29 protein-coding genes are annotated in these 23306 nt (G+C 59.7%); 10 read left to right on the top strand and 19 right to left on the bottom strand.

Going from position 1 to position 23306, the window contains the following annotated elements; genetic code table 11:
- Positions 1-36: 36 nt before the first annotated feature.
- The 4 genes from IEV40_RS09845 to IEV40_RS09830 all read right to left on the bottom strand — a co-directional run bounded on the left by IEV40_RS09845 (position 37) and on the right by IEV40_RS09830 (position 2402).
- Entirely contained in the window at positions 37-1059 is a 1023-nt protein-coding gene (locus tag IEV40_RS09845; RefSeq protein ID WP_229724040.1) for a TolC family protein, read from the bottom strand.
- A gap of 77 nt (positions 1060-1136) precedes the next feature.
- Positions 1137-1535, bottom strand: coding sequence for a hypothetical protein (locus IEV40_RS09840; protein WP_188421046.1), 399 nt, complete (start codon positions 1533-1535; stop codon positions 1137-1139).
- 94 nt (positions 1536-1629) lie between these two features.
- A complete protein-coding gene (locus IEV40_RS09835; RefSeq protein ID WP_188421044.1) occupies positions 1630-2085 on the bottom strand; it encodes a hypothetical protein in 456 nt (151 codons plus the stop codon).
- 41 nt (positions 2086-2126) lie between these two features.
- A complete protein-coding gene (locus IEV40_RS09830; RefSeq protein WP_188421042.1) occupies positions 2127-2402 on the bottom strand; it encodes a metal/formaldehyde-sensitive transcriptional repressor in 276 nt (91 codons plus the stop codon).
- A gap of 61 nt (positions 2403-2463) precedes the next feature.
- Here IEV40_RS09830 and dmeF point away from each other — a divergent pair, with 61 nt between their 5' ends.
- Positions 2464-3405, top strand: a complete 942-nt coding sequence (gene dmeF, locus IEV40_RS09825) for a CDF family Co(II)/Ni(II) efflux transporter DmeF (RefSeq protein WP_188421040.1) — start codon at positions 2464-2466, stop codon at positions 3403-3405.
- 18 nt (positions 3406-3423) lie between these two features.
- Here the strand turns inward: dmeF and IEV40_RS09820 are convergent, their stop codons facing one another.
- Positions 3424-4125 (bottom strand): alpha/beta hydrolase, encoded by a 702-nt coding sequence (locus IEV40_RS09820; RefSeq protein WP_188421034.1) that lies wholly within the window; start codon positions 4123-4125, stop codon positions 3424-3426.
- A 478-nt stretch (positions 4126-4603) separates the two neighbouring features.
- Here IEV40_RS09820 and IEV40_RS09815 point away from each other — a divergent pair, with 478 nt between their 5' ends.
- The 3 genes from IEV40_RS09815 to IEV40_RS09805 all read left to right on the top strand — a co-directional run bounded on the left by IEV40_RS09815 (position 4604) and on the right by IEV40_RS09805 (position 6548).
- Positions 4604-4882 carry a hypothetical protein gene (locus tag IEV40_RS09815; RefSeq protein WP_188421032.1) on the top strand — a complete coding sequence of 93 codons (279 nt, stop codon included), beginning with the start codon at positions 4604-4606 and terminating at the stop codon, positions 4880-4882.
- 4 nt (positions 4883-4886) lie between these two features.
- Entirely contained in the window at positions 4887-5546 is a 660-nt protein-coding gene (locus tag IEV40_RS09810) for a sulfite oxidase-like oxidoreductase (protein ID WP_188421030.1), read from the top strand.
- A gap of 165 nt (positions 5547-5711) precedes the next feature.
- Positions 5712-6548, top strand: a complete 837-nt coding sequence (locus IEV40_RS09805) for a serine hydrolase (RefSeq protein ID WP_188421028.1) — start codon at positions 5712-5714, stop codon at positions 6546-6548.
- A gap of 88 nt (positions 6549-6636) precedes the next feature.
- Here IEV40_RS09805 and IEV40_RS09800 read toward each other — a convergent pair whose 3' ends face one another.
- The 4 genes from IEV40_RS09800 to IEV40_RS09785 all read right to left on the bottom strand — a co-directional run bounded on the left by IEV40_RS09800 (position 6637) and on the right by IEV40_RS09785 (position 9814).
- The gene (locus IEV40_RS09800; RefSeq protein WP_188421026.1) at positions 6637-6966 is read right to left on the bottom strand and encodes a DUF6587 family protein; all 330 of its coding nucleotides are present in this window, start codon (positions 6964-6966) and stop codon (positions 6637-6639) included.
- Positions 6963-8795: a ferrous iron transporter B gene (feoB, locus tag IEV40_RS09795; RefSeq protein WP_188421024.1), complete on the bottom strand. Its 1833-nt coding sequence runs from the start codon at positions 8793-8795 to the stop codon at positions 6963-6965. Before feoB ends, IEV40_RS09800 begins: the two co-directional genes overlap by 4 nt.
- Positions 8796-8813: 18 nt before the next feature.
- Entirely contained in the window at positions 8814-9050 is a 237-nt protein-coding gene (locus tag IEV40_RS09790; RefSeq protein WP_188421022.1) for a FeoA family protein, read from the bottom strand.
- 263 nt (positions 9051-9313) lie between these two features.
- Complete coding sequence (locus IEV40_RS09785; protein WP_188421020.1) at positions 9314-9814, bottom strand: GNAT family N-acetyltransferase; 501 nt, start codon at positions 9812-9814, stop codon at positions 9314-9316.
- Between the two features lie 143 nt (positions 9815-9957).
- Between IEV40_RS09785 and IEV40_RS09780 the strand changes: the two genes are divergently transcribed.
- On the top strand, positions 9958-10182 hold the full coding sequence (locus IEV40_RS09780) for a DUF3820 family protein (RefSeq protein ID WP_188421018.1): 225 nt from the start codon (positions 9958-9960) through the stop codon (positions 10180-10182).
- A 40-nt stretch (positions 10183-10222) separates the two neighbouring features.
- Here IEV40_RS09780 and IEV40_RS09775 read toward each other — a convergent pair whose 3' ends face one another.
- A complete protein-coding gene (locus IEV40_RS09775; RefSeq protein ID WP_229724039.1) occupies positions 10223-10858 on the bottom strand; it encodes a TetR/AcrR family transcriptional regulator in 636 nt (211 codons plus the stop codon).
- A 115-nt stretch (positions 10859-10973) separates the two neighbouring features.
- Between IEV40_RS09775 and IEV40_RS09770 the strand changes: the two genes are divergently transcribed.
- Genes IEV40_RS09770 through IEV40_RS09760 form a run of 3 tightly spaced genes read left to right on the top strand, consistent with a single transcriptional unit; the run spans position 10974 to position 12171 of the window.
- A complete protein-coding gene (locus tag IEV40_RS09770) occupies positions 10974-11408 on the top strand; it encodes a YybH family protein (RefSeq protein WP_188421014.1) in 435 nt (144 codons plus the stop codon).
- A 26-nt stretch (positions 11409-11434) separates the two neighbouring features.
- Positions 11435-11680: a hypothetical protein gene (locus IEV40_RS09765; protein WP_188421011.1), complete on the top strand. Its 246-nt coding sequence runs from the start codon at positions 11435-11437 to the stop codon at positions 11678-11680.
- Positions 11677-12171 (top strand): VOC family protein, encoded by a 495-nt coding sequence (locus IEV40_RS09760; RefSeq protein ID WP_188421009.1) that lies wholly within the window; start codon positions 11677-11679, stop codon positions 12169-12171. The genes IEV40_RS09765 and IEV40_RS09760 overlap by 4 nt, the downstream gene beginning before the upstream one ends.
- A gap of 129 nt (positions 12172-12300) precedes the next feature.
- On the opposite strand, the gene alkB is transcribed toward IEV40_RS09760, so the two are convergent.
- Positions 12301-12966 (bottom strand): DNA oxidative demethylase AlkB, encoded by a 666-nt coding sequence (gene alkB, locus IEV40_RS09755; protein WP_371870051.1) that lies wholly within the window; start codon positions 12964-12966, stop codon positions 12301-12303.
- Between the two features lie 36 nt (positions 12967-13002).
- Positions 13003-14313, bottom strand: a complete 1311-nt coding sequence (locus IEV40_RS09750) for an MFS transporter (protein WP_188421005.1) — start codon at positions 14311-14313, stop codon at positions 13003-13005.
- Positions 14314-14828: 515 nt separating this feature from the next.
- Between IEV40_RS09750 and IEV40_RS09745 the strand changes: the two genes are divergently transcribed.
- A complete protein-coding gene (locus IEV40_RS09745) occupies positions 14829-15659 on the top strand; it encodes an alpha/beta fold hydrolase (protein ID WP_188421003.1) in 831 nt (276 codons plus the stop codon).
- 105 nt (positions 15660-15764) lie between these two features.
- Here the strand turns inward: IEV40_RS09745 and IEV40_RS09740 are convergent, their stop codons facing one another.
- The 7 genes from IEV40_RS09740 to IEV40_RS09710 all read right to left on the bottom strand — a co-directional run bounded on the left by IEV40_RS09740 (position 15765) and on the right by IEV40_RS09710 (position 22255).
- Complete coding sequence (locus IEV40_RS09740; RefSeq protein WP_188421001.1) at positions 15765-16133, bottom strand: response regulator; 369 nt, start codon at positions 16131-16133, stop codon at positions 15765-15767.
- 20 nt (positions 16134-16153) lie between these two features.
- On the bottom strand, positions 16154-16702 hold the full coding sequence (locus tag IEV40_RS09735) for a hypothetical protein (protein ID WP_188420999.1): 549 nt from the start codon (positions 16700-16702) through the stop codon (positions 16154-16156).
- Between the two features lie 10 nt (positions 16703-16712).
- A complete protein-coding gene (locus IEV40_RS14720; protein ID WP_188420997.1) occupies positions 16713-17435 on the bottom strand; it encodes a methyl-accepting chemotaxis protein in 723 nt (240 codons plus the stop codon).
- 105 nt (positions 17436-17540) lie between these two features.
- Complete coding sequence (locus tag IEV40_RS09725; RefSeq protein WP_188420995.1) at positions 17541-19973, bottom strand: Hpt domain-containing protein; 2433 nt, start codon at positions 19971-19973, stop codon at positions 17541-17543.
- A 233-nt stretch (positions 19974-20206) separates the two neighbouring features.
- Positions 20207-20701, bottom strand: coding sequence for a hypothetical protein (locus IEV40_RS09720; protein ID WP_188420993.1), 495 nt, complete (start codon positions 20699-20701; stop codon positions 20207-20209).
- 110 nt (positions 20702-20811) lie between these two features.
- Entirely contained in the window at positions 20812-21312 is a 501-nt protein-coding gene (locus IEV40_RS09715) for a DUF1269 domain-containing protein (RefSeq protein ID WP_188420991.1), read from the bottom strand.
- A 169-nt stretch (positions 21313-21481) separates the two neighbouring features.
- Entirely contained in the window at positions 21482-22255 is a 774-nt protein-coding gene (locus IEV40_RS09710) for a 3-oxoacyl-ACP reductase family protein (protein ID WP_188420989.1), read from the bottom strand.
- A gap of 126 nt (positions 22256-22381) precedes the next feature.
- Here IEV40_RS09710 and IEV40_RS09705 point away from each other — a divergent pair, with 126 nt between their 5' ends.
- Positions 22382-23305 carry a LysR family transcriptional regulator gene (locus tag IEV40_RS09705; RefSeq protein WP_188420987.1) on the top strand — a complete coding sequence of 308 codons (924 nt, stop codon included), beginning with the start codon at positions 22382-22384 and terminating at the stop codon, positions 23303-23305.
- Position 23306 lies beyond the last annotated feature (1 nt).

Here is a 23306-nt window from a genome sequence, read left to right as displayed (position 1 = left end):
ATGAACTACAAGACAAAAATTATTTAAATCAAAAAGTTAGGTGGGATTTTGGCAAATTTTGCAAGAATCCCGGCCGTCCCTCGTTCTGGCTTCGCCCCAGTCGAACAGCGGCAGTTCGATGCTGACTTCGTAGCCGTTGCTGCGCGATCTGCCGGTTTCGCTCTTGTTGATATAGCCGGCATCGAGCACGTTGATGAAGCGTGTGGCTTTCGTCAGGCCCAGTGCATCGGCGGTAGCGGCGGCATTGCGCTTGGCGATCTGCACGTCTAGCCGTTGTGTCATGGCTCGCGCTTCCAGATCGTTCATTGGCGGCAGTTGTACCGGCAATTCCGGCAGGCGGTCGGGCAACGTGAATGCCGTATCGGATTGCCACAGGCCGAGCAGGCGCATCAGCCTTTCGCGCGCGGTCACGGCTGTCTGGCGATCGCGTGCCAGCTGCGCTGCGGCTTCGGCATGGAACATCTGTTCGCGTGCCGCATCCCTGCGATTCCAGTTGCCAACCTGCCGCATCTGCTGCGCCAGTTCGGCGCCCGCCTCCGCTGCTTCCTTCGTACGCTCCATCAGTTGCGCGCGCTGTTCCGATGCCACGGCATCGAACCAGACACGGCGCACATCGGCGGCCAGCGTAATGACATCGGTCGCTGCCTGCAGCTTTGCCTGTTCGAAACGGCCGCTTTCGATACGGCTGCGCATCGGCATCGTCAACAGGCCAGCCAGATCGAAGAAGATGCCGCGATCGATCTCGGCATCGCCACCTCCACTCAGGCGCCCGAACGAAAAGCCCGGATTGTGCAAACGGCCAGCCTGCACCAGATCGGCCTCGGCCACGCCCAATTCGGCAAGCGATGCTTGCAGGCCGCGGTTGTTGAGCAATGCAATACGTACCGCGCTGTCGACATCCAGCGGTTTTGCCAGCATGTCGCGTACTGCCTGCCGGTTCGTATCGCTCCGATCAAGACTGGCCTGCTGCACCGGCTGGCCGATGCGTTCCGACGTCAGCGCGGAAACGTCGCCGATGCCGCCGTCGCTGGAGAACGATGCACAACCTGATAGCAGCATGACGGCAGCAAGTGCAACCACGCCCTTCACAGAAGAGGAAAATGGACGAAAAAAGGGAAGAAAAGACGATCGGCGCATCATTTTTCGCCTCCGTGATGATGGCCATGCATCTCGTGGCCGGACTGATGTTCGACCTGATGGCCGGCTTGATGATCGGCATGGCTGGCATGCGCATCATTCGGCGAGTCTTTTCCGGGTGACGGCATTTGCATATGCCCACCATGCATGTCTGCCTGGTTCACGGCATCGTTGGCGGCACGCCAGGCATTGCCGGACGGAGATGTCGGCGCGCTCGTTTCACCGATGCCGCGATAGCTGTCGAAGGCAGATTGATATGCAGGCGCAGATGTGGAATGTGCAGCATCGGCCGGATCGGCGGAAGACGCAGGGACAGGTGGTTGCGCGTGAACGCTCAACGCAAAGCTCAACACAGAGACTACCGGCAGCCATGCCGGCAGCAGAAAAATCGATTTCATGGTGTTCCCGTTCGAGAAGATCAAGAGCCCGCGATCAGGCAGATGCGCGATCCGTCAAACGGACAAGCGCATCAGCCCGGCGGGAACCGGACAACTAGACGAGAGCGGATCTGGGAGGTCGCTTGATGCCGTCGGGAACGTGGCCGACGAACGGCGATGCGGGTGCAATAACAACCGGCATCGAATCGGTGGCCGGCAACGGCCAATCGGAGAAGGAAGGCAAGGCGGTCAAGCCGATATGGCAGGCGGCACAGGCACTGCATTTCGCGACGCCAAGCTTGGCGGGAGTCGGCGAGGAATCGTCCTGTATGTCTGCTGCCGTTGAGGCAGTCTTACTCATGTCGTCATGCATGACATGGTGATTTTGCGCATGCGTCATCTCATGCGATGCGCTATCGGATACCTGCGCCGGTTGATGCATCGTCGGCGCGCAGGAAATCTGCGTGGCTGCAGCCCATCCCTGCACCGGCAATGCCAGCGCAAGAAGCCACAGCAATGCCGTCTTGACGATGCGATTCATGCGCGAAAGTGTAGCACGGCGTTTTGGCATGGCATTTTTCGTCAGTCACTTTTGCGCCGTTATGGCTGCCGCTATTTCAGATAGGAACGCAACACGCCGACCACCTGTTCCAGATCGTCGCGTCTTTCTGCCGCCGTACCCTTGTCCGGCCCCAGATGCTCGCGGATATGGGTTTCCAGCACCTGTCCCATCAGGCCATTGGCCGCGCCGCGGATAGCGGCGATCTGCTGCAGGATGGCGCCGCAGTCCGCGCCCTGCTCCAGCGCCTTTTCCAGTGCCTGTGTCTGCCCCTTGATGCGCCGTACGCGCGCCAGCAACTTGCTGTTGTCGCTCGTCATGTGTGACATGCCATCCTCCAATGCCGAGGCTGATAATATACTGGGGTACAGTATATTTGGAAATGCACTCATGTCAAAATTCGATCACCACCTCGCTCATGATCACGTCTTCAACGACGGCAATCCGCTGGCGGAAAGAAAGACGTTGTGGGCGCTCGGCCTGACGGCAACGATGATGGTTGCGGAAATCGGCGGCGGCTATCTGTTCAATTCGATGGCGCTGCTGGCCGACGGCTGGCACATGAGTTCACACGCCCTGGCGCTTGGCTTGTCGGCGTTGGCCTATGTGCTGGCAAGGCGACTGGCACAGGATGTGCGCTTCGCCTTCGGTACATGGAAGATCGAAATTCTCGGCGGCTATACCAGCGCCCTGCTGCTGCTTGGCGTGGCTGCGCTGATGTTCTGGCAATCGTTCGAACGGCTGCTGCATCCGCAGGATGTCCATTACGATCAGGCGATCGTTCTCGCCATCGTCGGATTGATGGTCAATCTGGCTTGCGCCTGGCTGCTGAAGGACGATCATCATCATCACGAACATGGTCATGGGCATGGGCACGATCACGCCCATGACCACCATCATCACGACCTGAATCTGCGTTCAGCCTATCTGCATGTGGTGGCGGATGCTGCGACATCCGTACTGGCGATCGTCGCGCTGTTCGGCGGCAAACTATACGGCGCGGTCTGGCTGGACCCGGCCATGGGCATCGTCGGCGGCGTACTTGTATCCGTGTGGGCGGTCGGCTTGATACGCGACAGCGGCCGCATATTGCTCGACGCGGAAATGGATGCGCCGGTTGTCGATGAAATACGCGAGGTCGTCGCCGACAGCCCGATTGCTGCACGCATCTGCGATCTGCATGTCTGGCGCGTGGGACGGCAGAAATACGCGTGCATCCTGGGCCTGGCCGTCGCCGAAGAGGTGCAGCCGGATTATTTTCGCCGCCAGCTCGCCATACATGAAGAGCTGGCGCACGTGACCGTGGAGATCACGCGCGTGCCGTCGCTATAAAAGCCATCGGCGCTGCGCTTATTCAGCCGCTGCAGCCGGCCGGTCGAGGAAGAAATCGATTGCCAGTTTGACGATCGGCGGATGGATGATGTGCTTTTCGTTGAATTCCACGTAATTGACATCGTAACCGGCAGCTTTCAACTGATCCGCATGCTTGCGTCCGCTGGTTTCGATCGGCAGTTGTTCATCGATCAATCCGTGCGAGATGAAAACCTTGGGCATGCCCTCTTGCATGAAGACCGACATGAAGCCGCCGGAAAACACGATCACATGGCTGACCAGGTCACCGTTGGTGATACCCATCGACAGCGAATAACTGCCGCCGTCGGAGAATCCGGCAAAACCGAAATGACTGGTATCGATCTGGTAACGCGAGAAAACTTCAGTCAGCTCCTGTTCCAGACGTTCCAGATCCGGGCCGCTGCCGCCGATGACGATGTCCCAGGTCGGGTACAACGACTGCGGTGCCAGTATCAGAAAACCTTCGCGTTCGGCATGCTCTTCCAGGAAAGGCAGTACCTTTTCGGGAAAACCGCCTGCGCCGTGGAACATCACCAGCAGCGGAACCGGACCTTCCTTCGGCAGGCTGGATGGCACGTACAGCACCGCATCGCGTTCGGCGAAAAGGCCGAGATGATTGCGGCCCGGATTTTCGAACGGCGGCTTGCTCGGTGCAATGTGCGTGAAGGAAAGACGGCCCATCAAGGAAGGTGCAAACATGGCGATCTGATCTGTTGTGATTTGTTGTGGAGGAAGCAAGGACCTGCGATGCAGGCACTGCGTGTATCGGGTACCGGTGCCGGTATCAACGTCGGCCAGCCTTGGATTATGGCAAATTTTCGCCCGCTCGGACATGGCCGGAATCTGGCAATCCCATTCGAACAGACGTAAAACCTGATTCAACAGGATATTGGGCGCCTTTCCGTCAGCAAGCGTCACGCTTTCCGGCATTCATGCATCAATCCCGTATGGATGCGGTGTTGTCATCACCGTGAGCGCCCTGTTTTTCGCATAATCGACAATGCCAGCGTCAGTCCATCGCAGATATGCGTTTCCCGCATGTCCTTTTCCATTCGCTTATCGCAGCTTGCATGGCGACCTGCGTCGCTTTGTTGCCGTGCAAGCCGATTCCGGCCATGCATGCGATAGCCGCCCGGCGCTAGAATAGATGCAATTGCAACCCCAACAGGAGAATACGATGAGCGACAATGCCGCCGACAACACCAACGACAATGCGACCGACAAGCCGAAAACCATCAACAAGAGCGAATTCGAATCGTTGTGCCGCCACGTCGGACGCTCCCTGAAAGGCACCGGCACCAGCGATGCCAGCCTGGCCATGCATCTGATGAAGGAAGCCGAACACCTGCGCGCGAACGGCTTTGACAATGCCGCGGACATGTTCGGCACGATTGCCGGCACGCTGGATCCCAGCCTGCCCGTGAAAATGGAAATCGCCCGCCGCCAGGCAAACTGATGTCATGAGCGACGACGATTCCCTCCCGCCACCCAGCAAGCTGACCCTGACGAAGGAGCGTTGGGCGCAGGATGGACGTCGTCCTGCCAAGCAATCGGACGATGCACGCCTGCCACCGGGCCAGCATCGTACCAGCGACTGGCCGGTACTGGATCTGGGTGAACATCCCGACATTGCGCCCGGCGCATGGCAATTGCAACTGTTCGGTGCCATTGCACGGCCCGCCATCTGGCGCTGGACCGATCTGATGGCGCAACCGCAAACGGATGCCGTATCCGATATTCATTGCGTGACCAGCTGGTCACGTTACGACAACCAGTGGCAAGGCGTGTCGACCATCGATCTGCTGGAAGCCGTGTTCCCGCTTCCCGCCACGCGCTTCGTGCTACTGCACTCCTCCGACGGCTACACGACGAATCTGACGCTGGACGATTTTGCTACCGAAGGCGCGATGCTGGTTCATGCCTGGTCCGGCCAGCCGCTGGCGCGCGAGCATGGCGGACCGGTGCGGCTGGTCGTGCCGCATCTGTATTTCTGGAAAAGCGCGAAGTGGATCAACCGGATCGAGTTCCGTACGCAGGACACGCCGGGCTTCTGGGAAGTGCGCGGCTATCATAACCGCGGCGATCCATGGCGCGAACAGCGCTACTCAAGCGATAAATGACAGCCGTGCAATCAAACTGCTGTCAAAGCGCAATCAAGCATTTTCAAATTTTTATCGGTTACAAAAAATAGTCGCAAATAGTCGCACCTACGCATCACAACCGTATCATTCCTGTCGGAAACGACGCTATTATCGCTGCTCGATGGAAACTTTCCGCGTGCAGACATGATCCGTTCGTTTCTTCTTTCCGCCCTTCTCGTCCTCTCCGCCATCGGCCAGCAGGCAGGTGCCATGTCGCTCGGTTCCAAGCATGCGATCGTCGTCGATGAACATACCGGCGAGGTCCTGTTCGAAAAGAATGCCACCGACATCGTGCCGATCGCCTCGCTGACCAAGCTGATGACGGCCATGATCGTGCTCGACGCACATCTGGACATGCAGGAACAGATCGCGATCACCGAAGACGATGTCGATACGCTGAAGTTCAGTTCGTCGCGCGTACCGGTCGGTGCCGTGCTGGCGCGCCATACGTTGCTGGAACTGGCGCTGATGTCGTCCGATAATCGTGCCGCGCACGCATTGGCGCGCACCTATCCGGGCGGCATGTCGCACTTTCTCGTTGCCGTACGCAACAAGGCGCATGCACTGGGCCTGCGGCGCACCAACATCGAAGAGCCGACCGGCCTGTCGCCGTACAACACATCTACTGCCAACGATCTGGCGAAACTGGCGATGGCTGCCGCACGTTATCCGGAAATCGAACAAATCACGACCGTCTCCGGCGACCTGATCGATGTCGACGGCATGCCGCGCCATTATCACAATACCAATCGACTCGTCAGCGACAAGGGTTGGAACATCCTGCTGTCCAAGACCGGTTTCACGCGTGAAGCCGGTCGCTGCATCATCATGCGCGTACGCGCCGCCGGCCGCGATGCCGTCATGGTGCTGCTGAATGCGCGCGCCACGGCAACCCGCACCGCCGATGCCAATCTGCTGCATCGCCTGTTGACGGGCGATTCGCATTCGACCGAAGTCATGGCCGGATTGCATATGCAATAAAAACGCACATCTAAAGAAAAACGGCCGGCGATGGAACGCCGGCCGTTTTTGTTTGATCCTTGCTTCAATATCCTGGCAAACCAGGCCGTTATCGATCTGCCCGGACATGCCGATGGAATTTCAGCGGCTTGATGTCGGTCTCGGCCTTGTCTGTCTTGCCATCGGCTTCGGGATTCGATTCGCAGGTGGAACAAGTGTTGCAACCGCTGCCGCAACCGCCACCCGCCTGTTCGCCGGGGCGAAGCCACCGACCCAATGCACGCAATGCCGCCGGGCGTTGCGGTCTGTCCAGCAACGCCGCCAGCCACTGTTGTCGCGCATGCATCCACTTCGGCAACAGACGGCGCAGCACGTGCAGCGCGCTGACCAGCACGATCGCGCCGATGATCAGTTGCTGCACGGTATCGGAATGCATCATGTCAATGCCTTGGTGACCTGGTACGTGATGAAGGAAGCCAGATAAGCCAGCCCGAACAAATAGCCAGCCATCACCGCTACTGTACGCCAGGAATTGGTTTCGCGTCGGACGACGGCCAAGGTCGACAGACATTGCGGCGCGAAGATGTACCAGACCAGCAACGAGAATGCCGTCGCCATCGACCACTGCGTCGCGATCAATGAGCCGAGTTGCGATGCCACCGCGTCTTCCGTGCCGGACATCGCATAGACGGTACCCAGCGCGGATACCGCCACTTCACGTGCGGCCATGCCGGGAACCAGCGCGATGCAGATCTGCCAGTTGAAGCCGATCGGCGCGAACACATACTCCAGCGCATGGCCGATGCGGCCGGCGATACTGTAGTCGATCGGCGGCAGCGTTGCGCCTTCCGGCGGTCCGGGGAACGTCGTCAGGAACCACAACACCACGGTCAGCGACAGGATGATCGTCGTCACGCGGCGCAGGAAGATCAGCGCGCGCTCCCACAGGCCGATGGCGACGCTGCGCGCATTCGGCAACCGGTACGACGGCAGTTCCATCAGTAATGCGTGTTCGCTCTTGTCCTTGCGGATGTACTTGATGAACCAGGCCACCGCCAGCGCACTGACGATGCCACCCACGTACAGCGCAAACAGCACGATACCCTGCAGATTGAAAATGCCCCACACCGTGGTGCCCGGAATGAAGGCACCAATCAGCAGCGTGTACACCGGCAGGCGCGCCGAGCAGGTCATCAGCGGTGCGACGAGAATCGTCGTCAAGCGGTCGCGCGGATCCTGGATGCTGCGCGTGGCCATGATGCCGGGAATCGCGCAGGCAAAGCTGGACAGCAGCGGAATGAAGGAACGCCCGGTCAGCCCTGCCTTGAACATGATGCGGTCCAGCAGAAAAGCCGCGCGCGGCAGATAGCCGGACTCTTCCAGCACGAGGATGAACAGGAACAGAATCAGGATCTGCGGCAGGAATACCAGCACCGCACCGAGGCCGGCGAAAATACCATCCACCACCAGGCTGCGCAGCAAGCCGTCTGGCAGCGTTGCGCCGAACCATTCGCCGGTAACGGTCACGATTTCGGTGATGCCGTCCATCAGCGGCTCAGCCCATGAGAACACTGCCTGGAAGACGAAGAACATCACGACCGCCAGGATGACGAGGCCCAGCACCGGATGCAGCAGCCAGCGATCGAGCGCATCGTCGATGACCGACGTCGAGCGCGGCATCGTCACGGCGGCCGACAGGATGCGGCGCACCTGGCCGTGGACATCGGCATCCACTTCTTCCGCACGTGCCGGCAACGGCGCATCGATCGCATCCAGATGCTTGATCAATGCCTGCGTGCCGCCGTGCTGGATTGCAATCGTTTCGATGACATCCATGCCAAGCTGGCGCTGCAGTTCTTCGCGATCGATGCGAATGCCGCGCTTGCGAGCCGCATCCATCATGTTCAAGGCGAGGATCATCGGTCGGCCGAGCTTCTTCACTTCCAGCACAAAGCGCAAATGCAGGCGCAGGTTGGTCGCATCGACGACGCAGACGATCAGTTCCGGCACATCCTCGCCCGCCACACGGCCCAGGCAGATATCGCGCGTGATGACTTCATCAGGGCTGGTCGCGTCCAGGCTGTAAGCGCCCGGCAGATCGAGCACATGGAAGGCGCGGCCGGACGGCGCAGTAAAGCGGCCTTCCTTGCGCTCGACCGTCACGCCGGCATAGTTGGCGACCTTCTGGCGGCTACCCGTCAGTTGGTTGAACAAGGCGGTCTTGCCGCAATTGGGATTGCCGACCAGCGCAATACGAGAAATAGCCATTGAATACTCAGGAAAGGATCAGGCGGGATGAACGTTGACGCGTTGTGCTTCCGAACGGCGCAGCGCAAAGCGTGTGAAGCCGATCTGCACCAGCAGCGGATCGGCACCTATCGGGCCGCGCGCGACGATGCTGACGGGTTCGCCTTCGACAAAACCTAGTTCGCGCAGGCGTTTCGCGATCGGATCATTGCTGTCGAGGCCGGTGACGGTGTCCACTACTGCGGAGGTAAACGGGGAGAGTTCGGAGAGGTTCACGGCATCTTCTCAAATAACAATGATTCTCATTATATCGGCATTCCGCTCTATGTGGTCACGCATGCAATGCAAAGCGACGACAAAACAGCCTTCCCTCTTGTCAGGAAGGCATGCGCGACAAGAATCAATTGAGTGATTCGTGGGGCTTTCGATATCAACGATGCAACGATAGTCACATCGCATTACTCCACTACCAGTACTTCACTATTTGTATCGCGCTACTTTTCCTTCGCATGGTTACAGACATGTGAAGTACCTGAACCTCAGGATGCGGAAAAGCCTTCGTGATAAACGACGTTTCCCGATACCTCGGAACCATCGAACGACAACCGCATGAAGTATTCAGGCGGAACGCCTTCATACCGAATTGCCGGATCGTGTACGAAGCCGAAACGCCGGTAGTAACCGGGGTCGCCCAGAACGACGCATCCTCGCGCACGCATTGCCCTCAACCGGATCAATCCTTCGCCAACAAGCGCGCCGCCGATGCCTTGTTTCTGCATGTCCGGACGGACGGAAAGCGGCCCCAGGCCGAACCAGCCAATCGCCGTGCCGATCGTGACCGGCGAGAATGCGATATGGCCGACCACTTCCTCATCCATCGTTGCGACCAGGGAAACGGCAAGCGCATCCGCCATGCGCAGCGCATCGACGATGGCGCTTTCGGTGCCGCTGCTGTGTTCGGCGAGCGAAAAAGCCGCCTGCGTGATTCGGCGAATGGCATCGACATCGTCAGCGCATTCGTCACGGATGGCATATTTCATTGCTTGAGCTTCCTTCAATTTCTCTCTTTTCCTTTTCGCGTCTTTTTACTTTCTTTTAGATGCGCATAAAGTGGAAAATGCATCGCACGGCTTCCGGCCGACATCGCTACACTCATTCGCCTTTCTGATTTTTCACGCGCGCCATGCACCCCGATCATCTGCACAAGCTCGTCACGACAGCCATGCCTTACGGTAAATACAAGGGGCGCATGCTGGCCGATCTGCCCGGCCACTATCTCGGCTGGTTCGCGCGCGAAGGTTTTCCGAAAGGCGAACTGGGCAGTCTGATCGCATTGATGTACGAACTGGATCACAACGCATTGCGCCATCTGCTCGATCCGTTGCGGAATAAACAAACATCGAAATAGACACCAGAACAGGCGCGACGCTGAACTGGATCGGATCGTCTCAGGGCAGGCCGCGCTCCACCATATCCAGCAGCCGACCGCCTATGCCTTCGGCCTGCTGATCGTCGAGCCAGCGCAGCGGACCGTCGATCAGCAGCATCGCCAGCCCGTGCACGGCCGACCACGCGAGAAATTCCGCACCCTGCCGCCGCTCCGGCCGCAGCACGCCGGCCTGCTGCAATTCGTCCAGCGACCGGCTCAATAACTGGAACGGCGTCAGCCCGCTCTTGCCCGCCATTTCGGGGATCGTCGCCTTCTGCAAATCCTCGTGGACGGAGAACGCCGTGCGGAACAGACCGGGTTCGCTGCGCGCGAAACGCAGATAACCGGTGCCAACCGCAGCCAGGTGCGCACGCGCGATGTCGGCCAGATCGCCTTCGTCCGGACAGCGTTCCCATTCCGCCTCGATCGCCTGCGCCAGTTCGGCCTGTGCCGCCGAACACACCGCCTGCAGCAAAGCGTCGCGATCGGCGAAATGCCGATACGCCGCATTCGGCGCCACACCGACCTGGCGCGTCGCCTCCCTCAGCACGACTGCGCTGGGGCCGCCCGCGCGCGCCAGTTTAGTTCCCTCCTCCAGCAAGGCGCGGTAAAGGTCGCCATGCCTGTAGGTATCCCTTTTGGCCTCTCTTCTCATTGCTGCTTTTTTCGCCACTTTTTCTGTCATTTTGAATAATTGTGTACATCGTACACTTTTTGCGCTATCGTCACTGAACACTGTACACAATAACGGATTTCAAAGGAGAAACACCATGAATACAGACGCGAATGCGAGCGAGGTCCGCGCCCTGCTCGAGAGCTGGTCGAAAGCCGTCGTCAAACGCGACGTCCCCGCCATCCTGGCGTTCTATGCCGACGACATCGTTTCGTTCGATGCCATCGGCCCGTTGCGTTTCGTCGGCAAGGCCGCCTACGGCAAGCACTGGGCCGAGTGCATGGAGATGTGCCAGGGCGACATGATTTTCGAGGTCGGCGACTGGCACATCGAAACCGGCGGCGACATTGCCTTTGCCCACAGCCTGCTGCATTGCGGCGGCACGGGCCCCGACGGCAAGACGATGACATCGTGGATGCGCCTGACCAGCTGTTGCCGCCGTACGAACGGCAAATGGCAGATCGTCCATGAACACTATTCGATGCCGATGGACATGACGAGCGGCAAGGTCCTGACCGACCTGAAACCCTGAAGCGCCGATTCCGTCCAACGATGACCTTGCGTGCAAACTCCTGCAAGCCCGATGCCGGCGCGATGGCGTCGGAACAGGAATATCGGCTATGGATTGCTCGCTTCGACGCCCTGTGGGCAATGCCATCTTCGCCGGAACGGCATCGCCAGGAAATGCAGCAATTGCTGGAACGCATCGAGACTTACGAAACCTTGGCCGCACCAACAACGAATCTGGCAATGCCCTCAGCTTCCCTTCCCTCACTACCTTTACAAACAGGAGACACGCAATGAGCCAACCCGCCGCAAAACCCATTCCCGATAACATGCACACAATCACGCCGCACCTCGTCTGTGCCGATGCCGCCGCTGCCATCGACTTCTACGTCAAGGCATTCAATGCCGTCGAACTCGCCCGCCTGCCCGGCCCGGACGGCAAGATGTGGCATGCGATGGTCCGCATCGGCGATTCGCCTGTCATGCTGGTCGACGAATTCCCGGATTACGGTTCGCTCGGGCCGAAGGCGCGCAACGGCACGTCAGTCACGCTGCACATGTACGCCAAGGATGCCGATGCCGCATTCAAGCAGGCGGTGGATGCCGGCGCCACCGTCAAGATGCCGCTGGAAGACGCGTTCTGGGGCGACCGCTACGGCATTCTCGAAGATCCGTTCGGCCATTCGTGGTCGATCGCCACGCATATCAAGGATCTGACACCGGAAGAAATCGGCAAGGCAGCGCAGCAGGCCATGAGCAGCGGCGCCGGCTGTGCAGAAGCGAAATGAGTACGCTATCGATTAGATGATCGGCAGAAAATTGAATGAGCACTCAGCGGCTTGATGCTCGCTGCCTGAACATTCATTCACGCCAGACTGCGTATGAAATAAAGATTGGACACAATCCCGAATATCAGCTTAAGCAGCCTTGCGAAAAGTCAGATTGATCCGGCAGTCATCCGTCAGCGGGTGGCTGCCGTTTTTTAATGGCGCGATGCCGTGGTAACGCAGACGGGCCGTGCCGCCCCAGACCACCACATCGCCGTGCAATAACTGCACCCGCAAAGCCTTGTCTTCCCGCCTCAGTCCACCGAACAGAAATACCGCCGGCAAGCCGAGTGAGACGGAAACGATGGGCTGGCCGAAATCCTGTTCGTCCTTGTCCTGATGCAGCGACATGCGTGCGCCAGGTTCATAGCGGTTGATCAGGCAGGCATCGGGAACGAAGTCGGCAAAGCCGGCTGCTTCTGCCGCGCGCCCTGCCAGCGATTGCAACACTTGCGGCATTGCCGGCCACGGCTTGCCGCTGTCGGAATCGACTGCTGCGTAACGATAGCCGCGCCGGTCCGTCACCCAGCCGAGCGGCCCGCAGTTCGTCATTGCCACCGACATCCGGAAACCGCCGGGCGTCGTCATCCGGCGAAAAGGCGCATCGGCCACAACGCGCTTCACTGCATCGAGGACGGCCTTGTCTTCCGCCGAAGCGAAGCCGCGCAACAAAACGGCATCGGCGCACAGGGCTTCGCTCCCTGTACGCCGATGCGTATCGTCTTCGAAATCATCGAACAGATACTGCATCGTCACCATTCTTTCAAGACGCGAACGATGCAGGTTGCAGATTTACCTGTTCACCAGTTCGCGCGGTTGCAGCAAGGCCAGCAGCGCGCCCAGCACCAGTGCACCGGCGACGAAATACATGCCGGCGTTCGTGCTGTTCGTCACGTCCTTCAGCCAGCCGACGATGGACGGGCTGACGAAGCCGGCCAGATTGCCGACCGAGTTGATCAGGCCGATACCGGCCGCCGCCGCCGTGCCGCTCAAGATCGCGCTCGGATAGGTCCAGAACACCGGCATCGTCGACAGCATGCCGGCCGTGCCGAGCGACAACGCGCACAGTGCCAGCACGACGTTGTGGCCATAGATGGTGCTCAGGTACAGACCGATGCCGCCCAGCGCGCTGGCGATCGCAAAGTGCCAGCGACGTTCACGCATGCGGTCGGCACTTCGCGCCACCAGTAGCGTCGCGATCACGCCACAAGTATACGGAATCGCGGTCAGCAGGCCCACATCCAGCGCATCCTTGACGCCGGATGCCTTCACCAGCGTCGGCAGATAGAAGCTGATGCCGTACAGGCCCATCATGCAGCAGAAGTAGATTCCGGCCATCAACCACACGCGCGGATTCGAAAACACGCCGGCCACCGAATGCGTTTTGGCCGTGCTGCCGCCATCTTGCGCGATGTTTTCTTCCAGTACCTGCTTTTCTTCTTCCGACAACCAGTGCGAAGCGCGAATGCCGTTCGGCAGATAGAACAGGCACATGATGCCCAGCACCAGCGACGGGATCGCCTCCAGCAGGAACAGCCATTGCCAGCCGTGCCAGCCGTGCACATCGGTAAAGGCCTTCAGAATCCAGCCCGACAACGGACCGCCGACAATGCCGGCGACCGGAATACCGATCATGAACAGTGCATTCATGCGGCCGCGGCGCGACGCCGGGAACCAGTACGTCAGGTACAGCACGATGCCGGGGAAGAAGCCGGCCTCGGCCACGCCGAGCAGGAAGCGGATCACGTAGAACATCGCCGGCGTGGTGACGAACATCGTCGCCGCCGACAGGATGGACCAGGTGATCATGATGCGCGCTATCCAGACGCGGGCGCCGACGCGATGCATGATCACGTTGCTCGGCACTTCGAATAGGAAGTAGCCGATGAAGAAAATGCCGGCCCCCAGGCCGTAGACGGTTTCGCTGAACTGCAGGTCGTTCAGCATCTGCAGCTTGGCGAAGCCGACGTTGACGCGATCCAGATAGGCGGCGACGTAGCAGAGGAAAAGAAAAGGCAGCAACCGCAGGGTCACCTTTGTATAGATTGCGTCTTCCAGCCTGGCGTGTTCGCCGGTAAGACTGCTCGGATGAATGGCACTCATGGATTTCGTTTCGGAATGTTCGTCAGCACAAAAAGACCGCGCACAGGCGGCCACCGGCATTTGCGCGCAGCAAATGCGAGGCCGGGCAAGGTAGCCCGGCAGGAATCCGATTCGCAGGTAATTGAGACGGATACCGGAACGAGATAGGCATTCCGGAGGATGGACGTCGATTTTGCCGACGTCACGATCCTAGCCCGACGGCGCCTTGCGATGGGTGCAAAATTTTCATCGACCGCGGAAATGTTGCCGCTTGCATGCAACTGTGCCGGCTCGCCCGGGCCTCTTGCCACCTTTCCTTGCGCGATTTCCCTTCAGGCCGGCCGGTTTTCCCGTTTTCTCTTTCCTGTTTTGTATCTGCATGTATCGGCACGGGCCACAGATACGCAGGCTTACCGTTCTCCCCCTTTGCGGACACAGAAGCGATACATCCGCACGATGTAATGGCCGTATCGAAGCAGCCCATTGCAACGGCAAGCTTCGATCCACAATCATTCACGATCAGAAAGGAACACATCATGAACGCCATCCCACGCCGCATCCGTCTTGCCATCAACGGATTCGCCGCCGCTGCGCTGCTCGGCGCCGTCGCCCTGCCACCCGCCTCCTTCGCTGCCGATGCAGATGTAAATGCCGCGCAAGCCAAACCGACCGTCGTGCTGGTGCATGGCGCTTTCGCCGATTCTTCCAGCTGGGATGGCGTCGCCGCCAAGCTGATCGCCGACGGCTATCCGGTCATCGGTGCCGCCAATCCGCTGCGCAGCGTCAAGGGCGATGCGGATTACGTCTCGCGCATCGTGCAGAACGTCAAGGGGCCGGTGATTCTGGTCGGTCATTCCTACGGCGGCTCGGTCATCACCGAGGCCGCGAACGGACATGACAACGTCAAGGGACTGGTCTACGTGTCGGCCTTCGCGCCGGAAGCCGGCGAAACCGTCGCCGGCCTGGCATCGAAATTCCCCGGCAGCACGCTCGGCTCGGCACTGGCGCAGCCGGTCACGCTGCCGGATGGCGGCAAGGATCTGTACATCGACCAGACGAAATTCCGCAACCAGTTCGCTGCCGACGTTCCTGTCGCCAAGGCGCGCCTGATGGCCGAAGCGCAGCGGCCGGTGACGGAAGCGGCACTGAACGAAGCGTCCGGCACGCCGGCATGGAAGTCGCTGCCGTCGTGGTTCATCTACGGCAGCGCCGACAAGAACATCCCGCCAGCCGCCATCGCTTACATGGCGCAACGCGCCGCAGCGAAAAAGACCGTGGAAATCGCCGGCGCCTCGCACGTCGTCATGACCTCGCATCCGGCCGAAGTGACGAAGCTGATCGAGGACGCGGCGAAGAGCGTGAAATAAGCAGCGAACAAGTGTCGGAAAACAGAACGCCTCGGCACGCAGTGCACCGGGGCGTTCTTGTTCAGCATTTGCGACTCGATGTTTTGCTCGTTGCTTCCTTGTTCCTCAAGCACCAACCAGCTTCTTGAACGTCGGCAGCACAGCATCGCCCTTGAACGGCTTGACGATCCAGCCCTTGATGCCGGCCGCCTTGCCGCGCTCCTTCATGATCGGCGAATTCTCGGTCGTCAGCATGATGATGTTGACGTTCGCATTGCCCAGTTCGCTGCGAATCTTTTCCGCCATCGTCAGGCCGTCCATGTTCGGCATGTTGACGTCGGAGACGACCAGCTTGATGCCTGAATCGCCCTTCAGCTTGCTCAGGCCATCACGACCGTCCACCGCCAGTGCGACGTCCAGCCCGTTCTTTTTCAGGAAATCGCCCACTTCGTTGCGTACCGTGCTCGAATCGTCGACCACCAGGATTTGTGCCATGATTTTTTCCTCGTAATGATTTAAAACAGTTCCAGTTCGCCGGTGTTCGCGCCAAGTTCGTCTTCCGAGACGGTGAAATCGATGTCCGCGTAATCCGACACGCACAGCGTCACGTGGAAGCGCGGCGCGTCGGCTATGTCCACCGCGAAATGCTGGACGTGTCCGCAATTGAGCATCTGCAGGTATTCGGCGCAGCGGCGGTCGATCACGATCGGTGTGGACATGCCGATATGCGGAAAGAAGTTGCCCAAGTCGCGGTTCAGGATGCCGCAGCACAGATTGCCGCATTCGGCGATCGCATCCATGAAGGCCTGATCGTCCAGTTCGCCGCCGGTATTGTTCAGGCGCGCGAAATGCGCCTTGGTCACGGCATCGGGCGTGAAGTAGAACATCACCATCAGGCGGAACAGATAGGACGACACGGTCAGCACGACCATGTTGCGCTCGCCAATGGCGTCACCATCGGGTAGCACCGTCACTTCGCATGCGGCACCTGATGGCACCATGCTGTCCTTCAGCGCACGCGTCAGCAGCGTATCGAAACCTTCCCTGGCGGATTGCGTGATCATGATGTCCGCCTCACGCTGCCAGCGCTTCGCGCGTCTTCTTGTTGATCTGGTCCAGGCCAATGACGGCGCCGACGATCATCTTGCCGCCGGCCTGCAGATCCTGGAAGGTCGTCGTCGTGATCAGATCGCTCTGGTACAGGCTGCCGCGATAGCTCTTCGAGAGTTTCTCCGCGCGCTGCGCCAGTTCGCGCACTTCGGCCGCCACCACCGCAAAGCCGCGGCCGTGCACGCCGGCGCGCGCCGCCTCGATCGAGGCGTTCAGCGCGACGATGATGACCTGATTGACGATCAGGGCGAACTCGTCGTTCTTGCGGTGCATGTCGCGGTTATGCGTGATCAGCACGTTCATGTCGTCATGCCAGCGCTCGAAGGTGCGCATCAGGCCCAGCAGGTTGACGATGGTTTCCTGCGACGCATCGCAATTGTCGAGAATGCGCGCCATGCTGTCGGCGTTCTGCTGCTGCAGTTCCGTCAGCGAGCGCGCATTTTCGTTGCGCATGCCGTCTATCCGTTTTTCAGCAGCGCGGCGTTCGTCGTCCAGCTCCTGCCTGTGCTTTTCCAGATCCTGCTGCTGTTCCTGCATAGTCAGGTGCACGCTATGTTTCAGCGCTTCCACCTGTTCCACATCGATCATGCGTGCGATGCGCTTCTTCAGGCGGGCGATTTTCCACAGCAGCGGCGCAGCGCCCAGTACGATGCCGAACGCGCAAAAGAGTAATGATTCCAGCGTCATGTAATTCCGTATTTCCTGTTTTCTATTTTGTCTTGCTGTTTCAGCCATCTGTCGCGGCCACGCCCGATGGCGGTTGTATTTGCCTGCATACCTCGTGGGCGAAATTCAGGCCACGCGAGTATCGCTGTCGTCGGCATCCGGCAACAGGTCGGCTGGCGCAGCACTCGCCTCCTGCCCTGCGACCGGATACGGAACATCGATACCGTCAACTTCGACGACCACGCGTTCCGGCAGCATCACGATGACCTGGAAAGTACGGAAATCCGCGCCTTCGGCATCGTCGGTGAAACGGATCTCGATGCGGCCCTGATCGCGCGTGATGAAATCCAGCACCGCATCCATGCCGACGCCACGGCCGGACACGTTCGTCACCTCGCTGCGCGTGGAGAAGCCCGGCTGCATGATCAGACGTGCCAGATCGGTATCGCGCATCGTTGCCGCCGCCTCGGTCGTGATCAAATGGCGGTCGATCGCGATCTGGCGTATCCGTTTCAGCGCCAGGCCGCGGCCGTCGTCGGACAGCGCCATGTGCGCCATGTTGTCCATCACGCCGACTTCCAGCCTGATCGTGCCGGTTGCCGGCTTGTTCTTGATCACGCGCTCTTCGGCCGATTCCAACCCGTGATCCATCGCGTTGCGCACCAGGTGCATGAAAACGTTCTTCAGCATCGGCGCGGCATGCGCGTGGACGACGTAGCCGTTGTCTTCGATGATGAAATTCGGCGCCGGTTTTTCCAGTTCCGCCGCCAGCGCCGGCAGCGAGGCGGTGATGCCGTCCAGCATGTCGGCGACCGATTCGGTACCCAGCAGGCGCAGCGTGCGGCGCACCGCATTGCGCACGGCAACCAGTTCGTGCAGATTGGCCGTGTTGACCGTTTCCAGTCGATGCAGGCTTTCCTGGATGTGCTTGCGGTCGATCGTCAGCGTGTGGCGATCGAGCTCGTTCGCGGCTTCCGCATTCTTGCGGCCCAGCGTCACTTCGTTAATGCGCGCATAGCGGTCTATCGTGTCGCGCACGGCGGTCAATCCGGCCAGCAGTTCCTCGCGATCCCAGACCGCACCGGTTTCCGGATGGCGCAGGTCGTCGTAATGCTGTTCCGCCGTATGCACGACGTTGGCCAGATGCAGCAGGCCGTAGGTGCGGCCGTTGCCCTTGATCGTGTGCATGTTGCGGAACAGCTTGGCGATTGCAAACGCATTCGCTTCCGGGTTCTGGCGCACGATCTGCTCGTTGTCGTCGAGGAAGCGGCGCGAGGTGACGATGAATTCCTGGAACTTGCCGGCTTCGACCGCGAGGATTTCGCCGATCATTTCCAGCTCGCGCTTCTGCTCGTTGGCTTCGGCCGTCAGCTTGCGCAACTCGGTAACGTCGCGCACGCACAGCATCAGGCGAATCACCGTGTCGGCCTCGTCGGTGATCGGCGACCAGCCGAGATCGAGGATCTTGACGCGGCCGTCGGCCATCTTTTTTTCGACCTCGCCGACCATCAGGTGTTCGTTGAATGCGAAGTTCATCACGTCTTCGCCGATGCAGGCGCCGCCGATCGCCTCGATCTGCGACAACGTATCGGCGCCGAGATTTGTATCGGCGAACACCAGCTCCATCAAGTCGCGGCCGGCAATGTCCTGCGTTTCGAACACGGTTTCCAGGAAGGCCGAATATTCGGGATGAATCCGGTTGCCGTCGACCACGGTCAGGATGCCTTGCGGAATGTTCTGCAGCATCGCCTGCATGTCGGCGGTCTTCTGTTTGACCTGCGCGGAGGCTTCCTGGATCTTCTCGATCATGCCGTTGAAGGCAACGATCGAATGGCCGACCTCGTCCATGCGCTGCACCGGCAGCCGGCGCGTGAAATCCTGGCTGGTGGCGATCTCGCTCATCATCGTCTGCATGCGGCTGATCGGGCCGGTGATCTGGCGGTACAGCAAAATGCCGATCAGCGTCAGCAGCACGACGGCGGTGGCAGAAACGATGGTGATCGCGGTGCTGGTGGTCGAGAGATTTTCGTTCAGCGATGCAATCGCGACATCCTTGCTGCGATCCTTCTCGATACGCATCGTCGAGACGATGCTTTCCAGTTCGGCCTGGTACTGCATCACGCCGCCGAAGAAAGTCGCCTGCGCGATATCGCTTCTGCCGGCCAGCTTGAATTTGGCGACGCCGTCGATGGCGTCGAAATAGTTGTCCAGGCTTTCCTTCGCCTGTTCGACCAGACCGCGCTGCGCGTCGTTATCGGCATGTTGCGACTGGAAGGCCAGCGCTTCCTGCAAGGCAGCCTTCTTCGCTGCGAGTTTTTCGTTTTCCTGCGGAACTAGATTGTTATCCGTCTCGCCGACCATCACCATCGCGGCCAACTGCACATCCTTGAGCTTGCCGACCAGATCGGACGAGGCCAGCACGCTGGGCACCACGCCCTCGGTGACCGATCTCACCTCGACTGCGCTGCTGCGCGACTGGAAGACGGCATAACAGCCGATGGCGGAAATGACGATGAATGTCAGGGCGACAAGCAGGCTGATGCGCAGGCGGATGGTCATGCTGTTTCCTTCAAATCGATGGCGGAACGACTCCGCCCGGTATGGACGTTATTGATTTGAGGAAATTATTGGCGCGGACTATGACCTCGCCATGACATCAATGTGACAAAAGGTGACATCGCGTGACAATCTACGCGAGAAAGGACGGAAAGCAGGCGGCAGGCCCGATCAGGAAATCAGAGAGGTAAAGCGTAGAAAAGGCAGGACGGCATTGCACCGTCCTGCCATCGGCGTCAGCGCTCCAGTTTTTCCAGCTTCAGGTAGGCTGCAGCAGCGACCATGCCGAAAATCACATGCGCCACACAGGTTTCCACACCACGCATGGCGACAAACCAGTCGAAGATGCGTGCCATACCGTAGAAATTGAATAGATAAAGCACCACGCCGAACACTGCACCGGTCGCTAGTACCGTGCTCATGCGCGCATCGAAATGATACGGCGCAACGATGCCGGCCAGGATCAGGCCGAACACGATGCCGAGCACGTAGTGCGTGACCAGGGCAACGACCACCACGGGCAGGCTGAAATCAGTCGGTTGCAGAACGTCCTGCCCCATCACGATGGCCGCAACCATGTGGACCGTCTGCCAGGGATTGCCATCGTTCACCAGCGTCGACCACAGCAGTTCCAGCACCATCACAACGGCACCTGCGACGAAACCGGACACGATTGCTGCCCGCCAGTCCGGCAACGGACGATCCCAGCGATGCGAATGCATAAGTTCCATGTCAACCTCCGTCAAAAAGCAATCACCAGATACGACGCATGGCGCACGGCCATGCCCTCAGGCGCCGTTCGGCAGTTTTTCCGCTGCCTTCGCCATTCCCCTCCCTCCTGTTACGGAAAGACGGGAATGTGCGATTCCTCGCCGCCGAAACGCGTCTCCGGATGACGCTCGGCCAGCATGTGTTCGATCTCGTTGACGCGCCGTGCAGGAATGTCGGCGATCATCAGGATTTTTCCGTTCTGCAGTTCCGGCACGAACGCTTTCAATCGCGAATTCGGCAAGGCTGCCGCTGCCATGCTCGATGCCCAGGCGCCGAACAACAAACCCATCAGCGCCGTCAGCAGCACGGTCGCCTCGCCCAATCCGGCATACGCAACCAGCATCACGCCAAGCAGGATGCCCAATATTCCGCCGACCGCCATGCCGGTCGCAGCGCCGTGCAAGGCGTCGGTTTTCAGCAGGAAGCCGGCTTCGGGGAGATCGTGCGGCAACGGTGCGCCGCCGGAAAGAAAGCGGACATGCCGCTGTTCGATGCGATGCAGAAGAAGATCGTCGAAAGCGCGTCGTGCGCTATCTGTATCCGGAAGGAAATAGTAAAGTCTGTGTCTCATGACCGACTCCTCGTTTGCCTTCATGAACACAGTATAGAAAGTGAATGGGGATTTTCAATTCAGTAATTCGGAAGCGACACTGCATTTTCAATGCAGTGTCGAACAAATTGCTGGCTTGCAACCTTTCGGTATGTATTCGGCATGCCGACGGATGCAGGCCCGCACGCGATCAAGCAGAAAAACCGCCGTCGACCATCAGGCTCGCGCCGGTGATATAGGCTGCTTCAGGACCGGCAAGATAGGCAACGAAGGAAGCGATTTCGTCTGCCTGTCCATAACGATTGATCGCCATCAGGCCGCGCAGTCCATCGGCAAAATCGCTGTCGGCCGGATTCATGTCGGTATCGACCGGACCAGGCTGCACGTTGTTGACCGTGATGCCGCGCGGGCCGAGATCGCGTGCCAGACCTTTGGTCAGACCGACGATCGCCGACTTGCTCATCGCATAGATGCTGCCGCCGGCAAACGGCATGCGATCCGCGTTCGTGCTGCCGATCGTGATGATGCGGCCGCCGTCGCCCATGTGGCGCACTGCCTGCTGCACGCCGACGAACACGCTGCGCACGTTGACGGCAATCGTGCGATCGAAATCTTCCATCGTCAGTTCGTCCACTGCGCCCAGTGCCAGCACGCCGGCATTGTTGACGAGGATATCAATGCGGCCGAACGTCGCTGCGGCCTGATCGATCGCGGTGCGAATCGCGTCCGGCGTGCTGCTGTCGGCCTGGATCGCCAGCGCACGGCCGCCGGCATCGACAATCTCCTTGACGACTTGTTGCGCCTTGTCCGGCGAACTCATGTAGGTCAGTGCGACTGCCGCGCCATCGCGTGCCAGACGGCGTGCGATGGCGGCACCGATGCCGCGCGAGCCGCCCTGGATGAATGCGACCTTGCCGGCCAGGACTTGCTGAACTTGTTGTTTCTGCTGGGTTGCGTTCGACATGATGTTTCTCCTTGATTTGATGAATGAATGTGAAGACCACGGAGCAAGTATCGTTCGCCGATTATGTTTAAACTAGCCGGTAATTTGTATATTCTTTTTAAACCATTAGTTTAAAATTTCACCATCATGGAAACGCTCAACAGCATCGAATGCTTTGTCCGCAGCGCCGAAGCCGGCAGCTTCTCGGAAGCGGCGCGCCGGCTCGGTCTGACGTCGGCCGCCGTCGGCAAGAATGTCGCCAAACTGGAAGCCAGTCTCGGCGTGCGCCTGTTCCAGCGCAGCACGCGCAGCCTGACGCTGACGGAAGCCGGCGAGCGTTTTCTGGTGGAAGTCGGCGATGGCCTGAGCGTCATTCAAAACGCTGTCGCGAATCTCGCCAGCGCCGACGGTCAGCCCGCCGGCACCTTGAAGATCAGCATGGGTGCTGCTTTCGGCCGTCATTTCATCGTGCCGCTGCTGCCTGCTTTCCTGCAGCGCTTTCCGGCGATCACGCCGGACTGGCATTTCGACAACCGCCGTGTGGATCTGATTGCGGAAGGCTATGACGCCGCGATCGGCGGCGGTTTCGAATTACCGGATGGCATCGTCGCGCGTACGCTGGCACCGGCACATGGCGTGCTGGTCGCCGCCCCCGACTATTTCACCGATCGCGAACCGCCACGTTCGCCGGCCGATCTGCCGCATTACGACGGCATCCTGATCCGTTCGCCGCAGATCGGGCGCGTACGCCCGTGGCCATTGCGCAATCGTGCCAACGAGCAGATGCCGGTCGCACTGCGTGCGCGCATGACGATGAGCGATCCGGACGCGGCCTGCGAAGCGACACGACTGGGTATGGGCATCGCCTTGACTTCGATGCCGAATGCCCTGCCGTATCTGGAAAGCGGCCGCCTGATTCGCGTGCTGCCGGACTGGTATGTGGAAATGGGCAGCGTATCGATCTATTTCGCCGCGCAAAAACTGCTGCCGGCAAAAACGCGCGCCTTCGTCGATTTCGTCGTCGAACATTTTCAGCGCGAACGGCTGGCCAAACGTTTTTCCGCGATTTGAA

Origin of the sequence: Oxalicibacterium solurbis (assembly GCF_014635845.1) — a bacterium.
GTDB lineage: Bacteria > Pseudomonadota > Gammaproteobacteria > Burkholderiales > Burkholderiaceae_D > Oxalicibacterium > Oxalicibacterium solurbis.
This window is presented reverse-complemented; position numbering and strand designations above follow the sequence as displayed.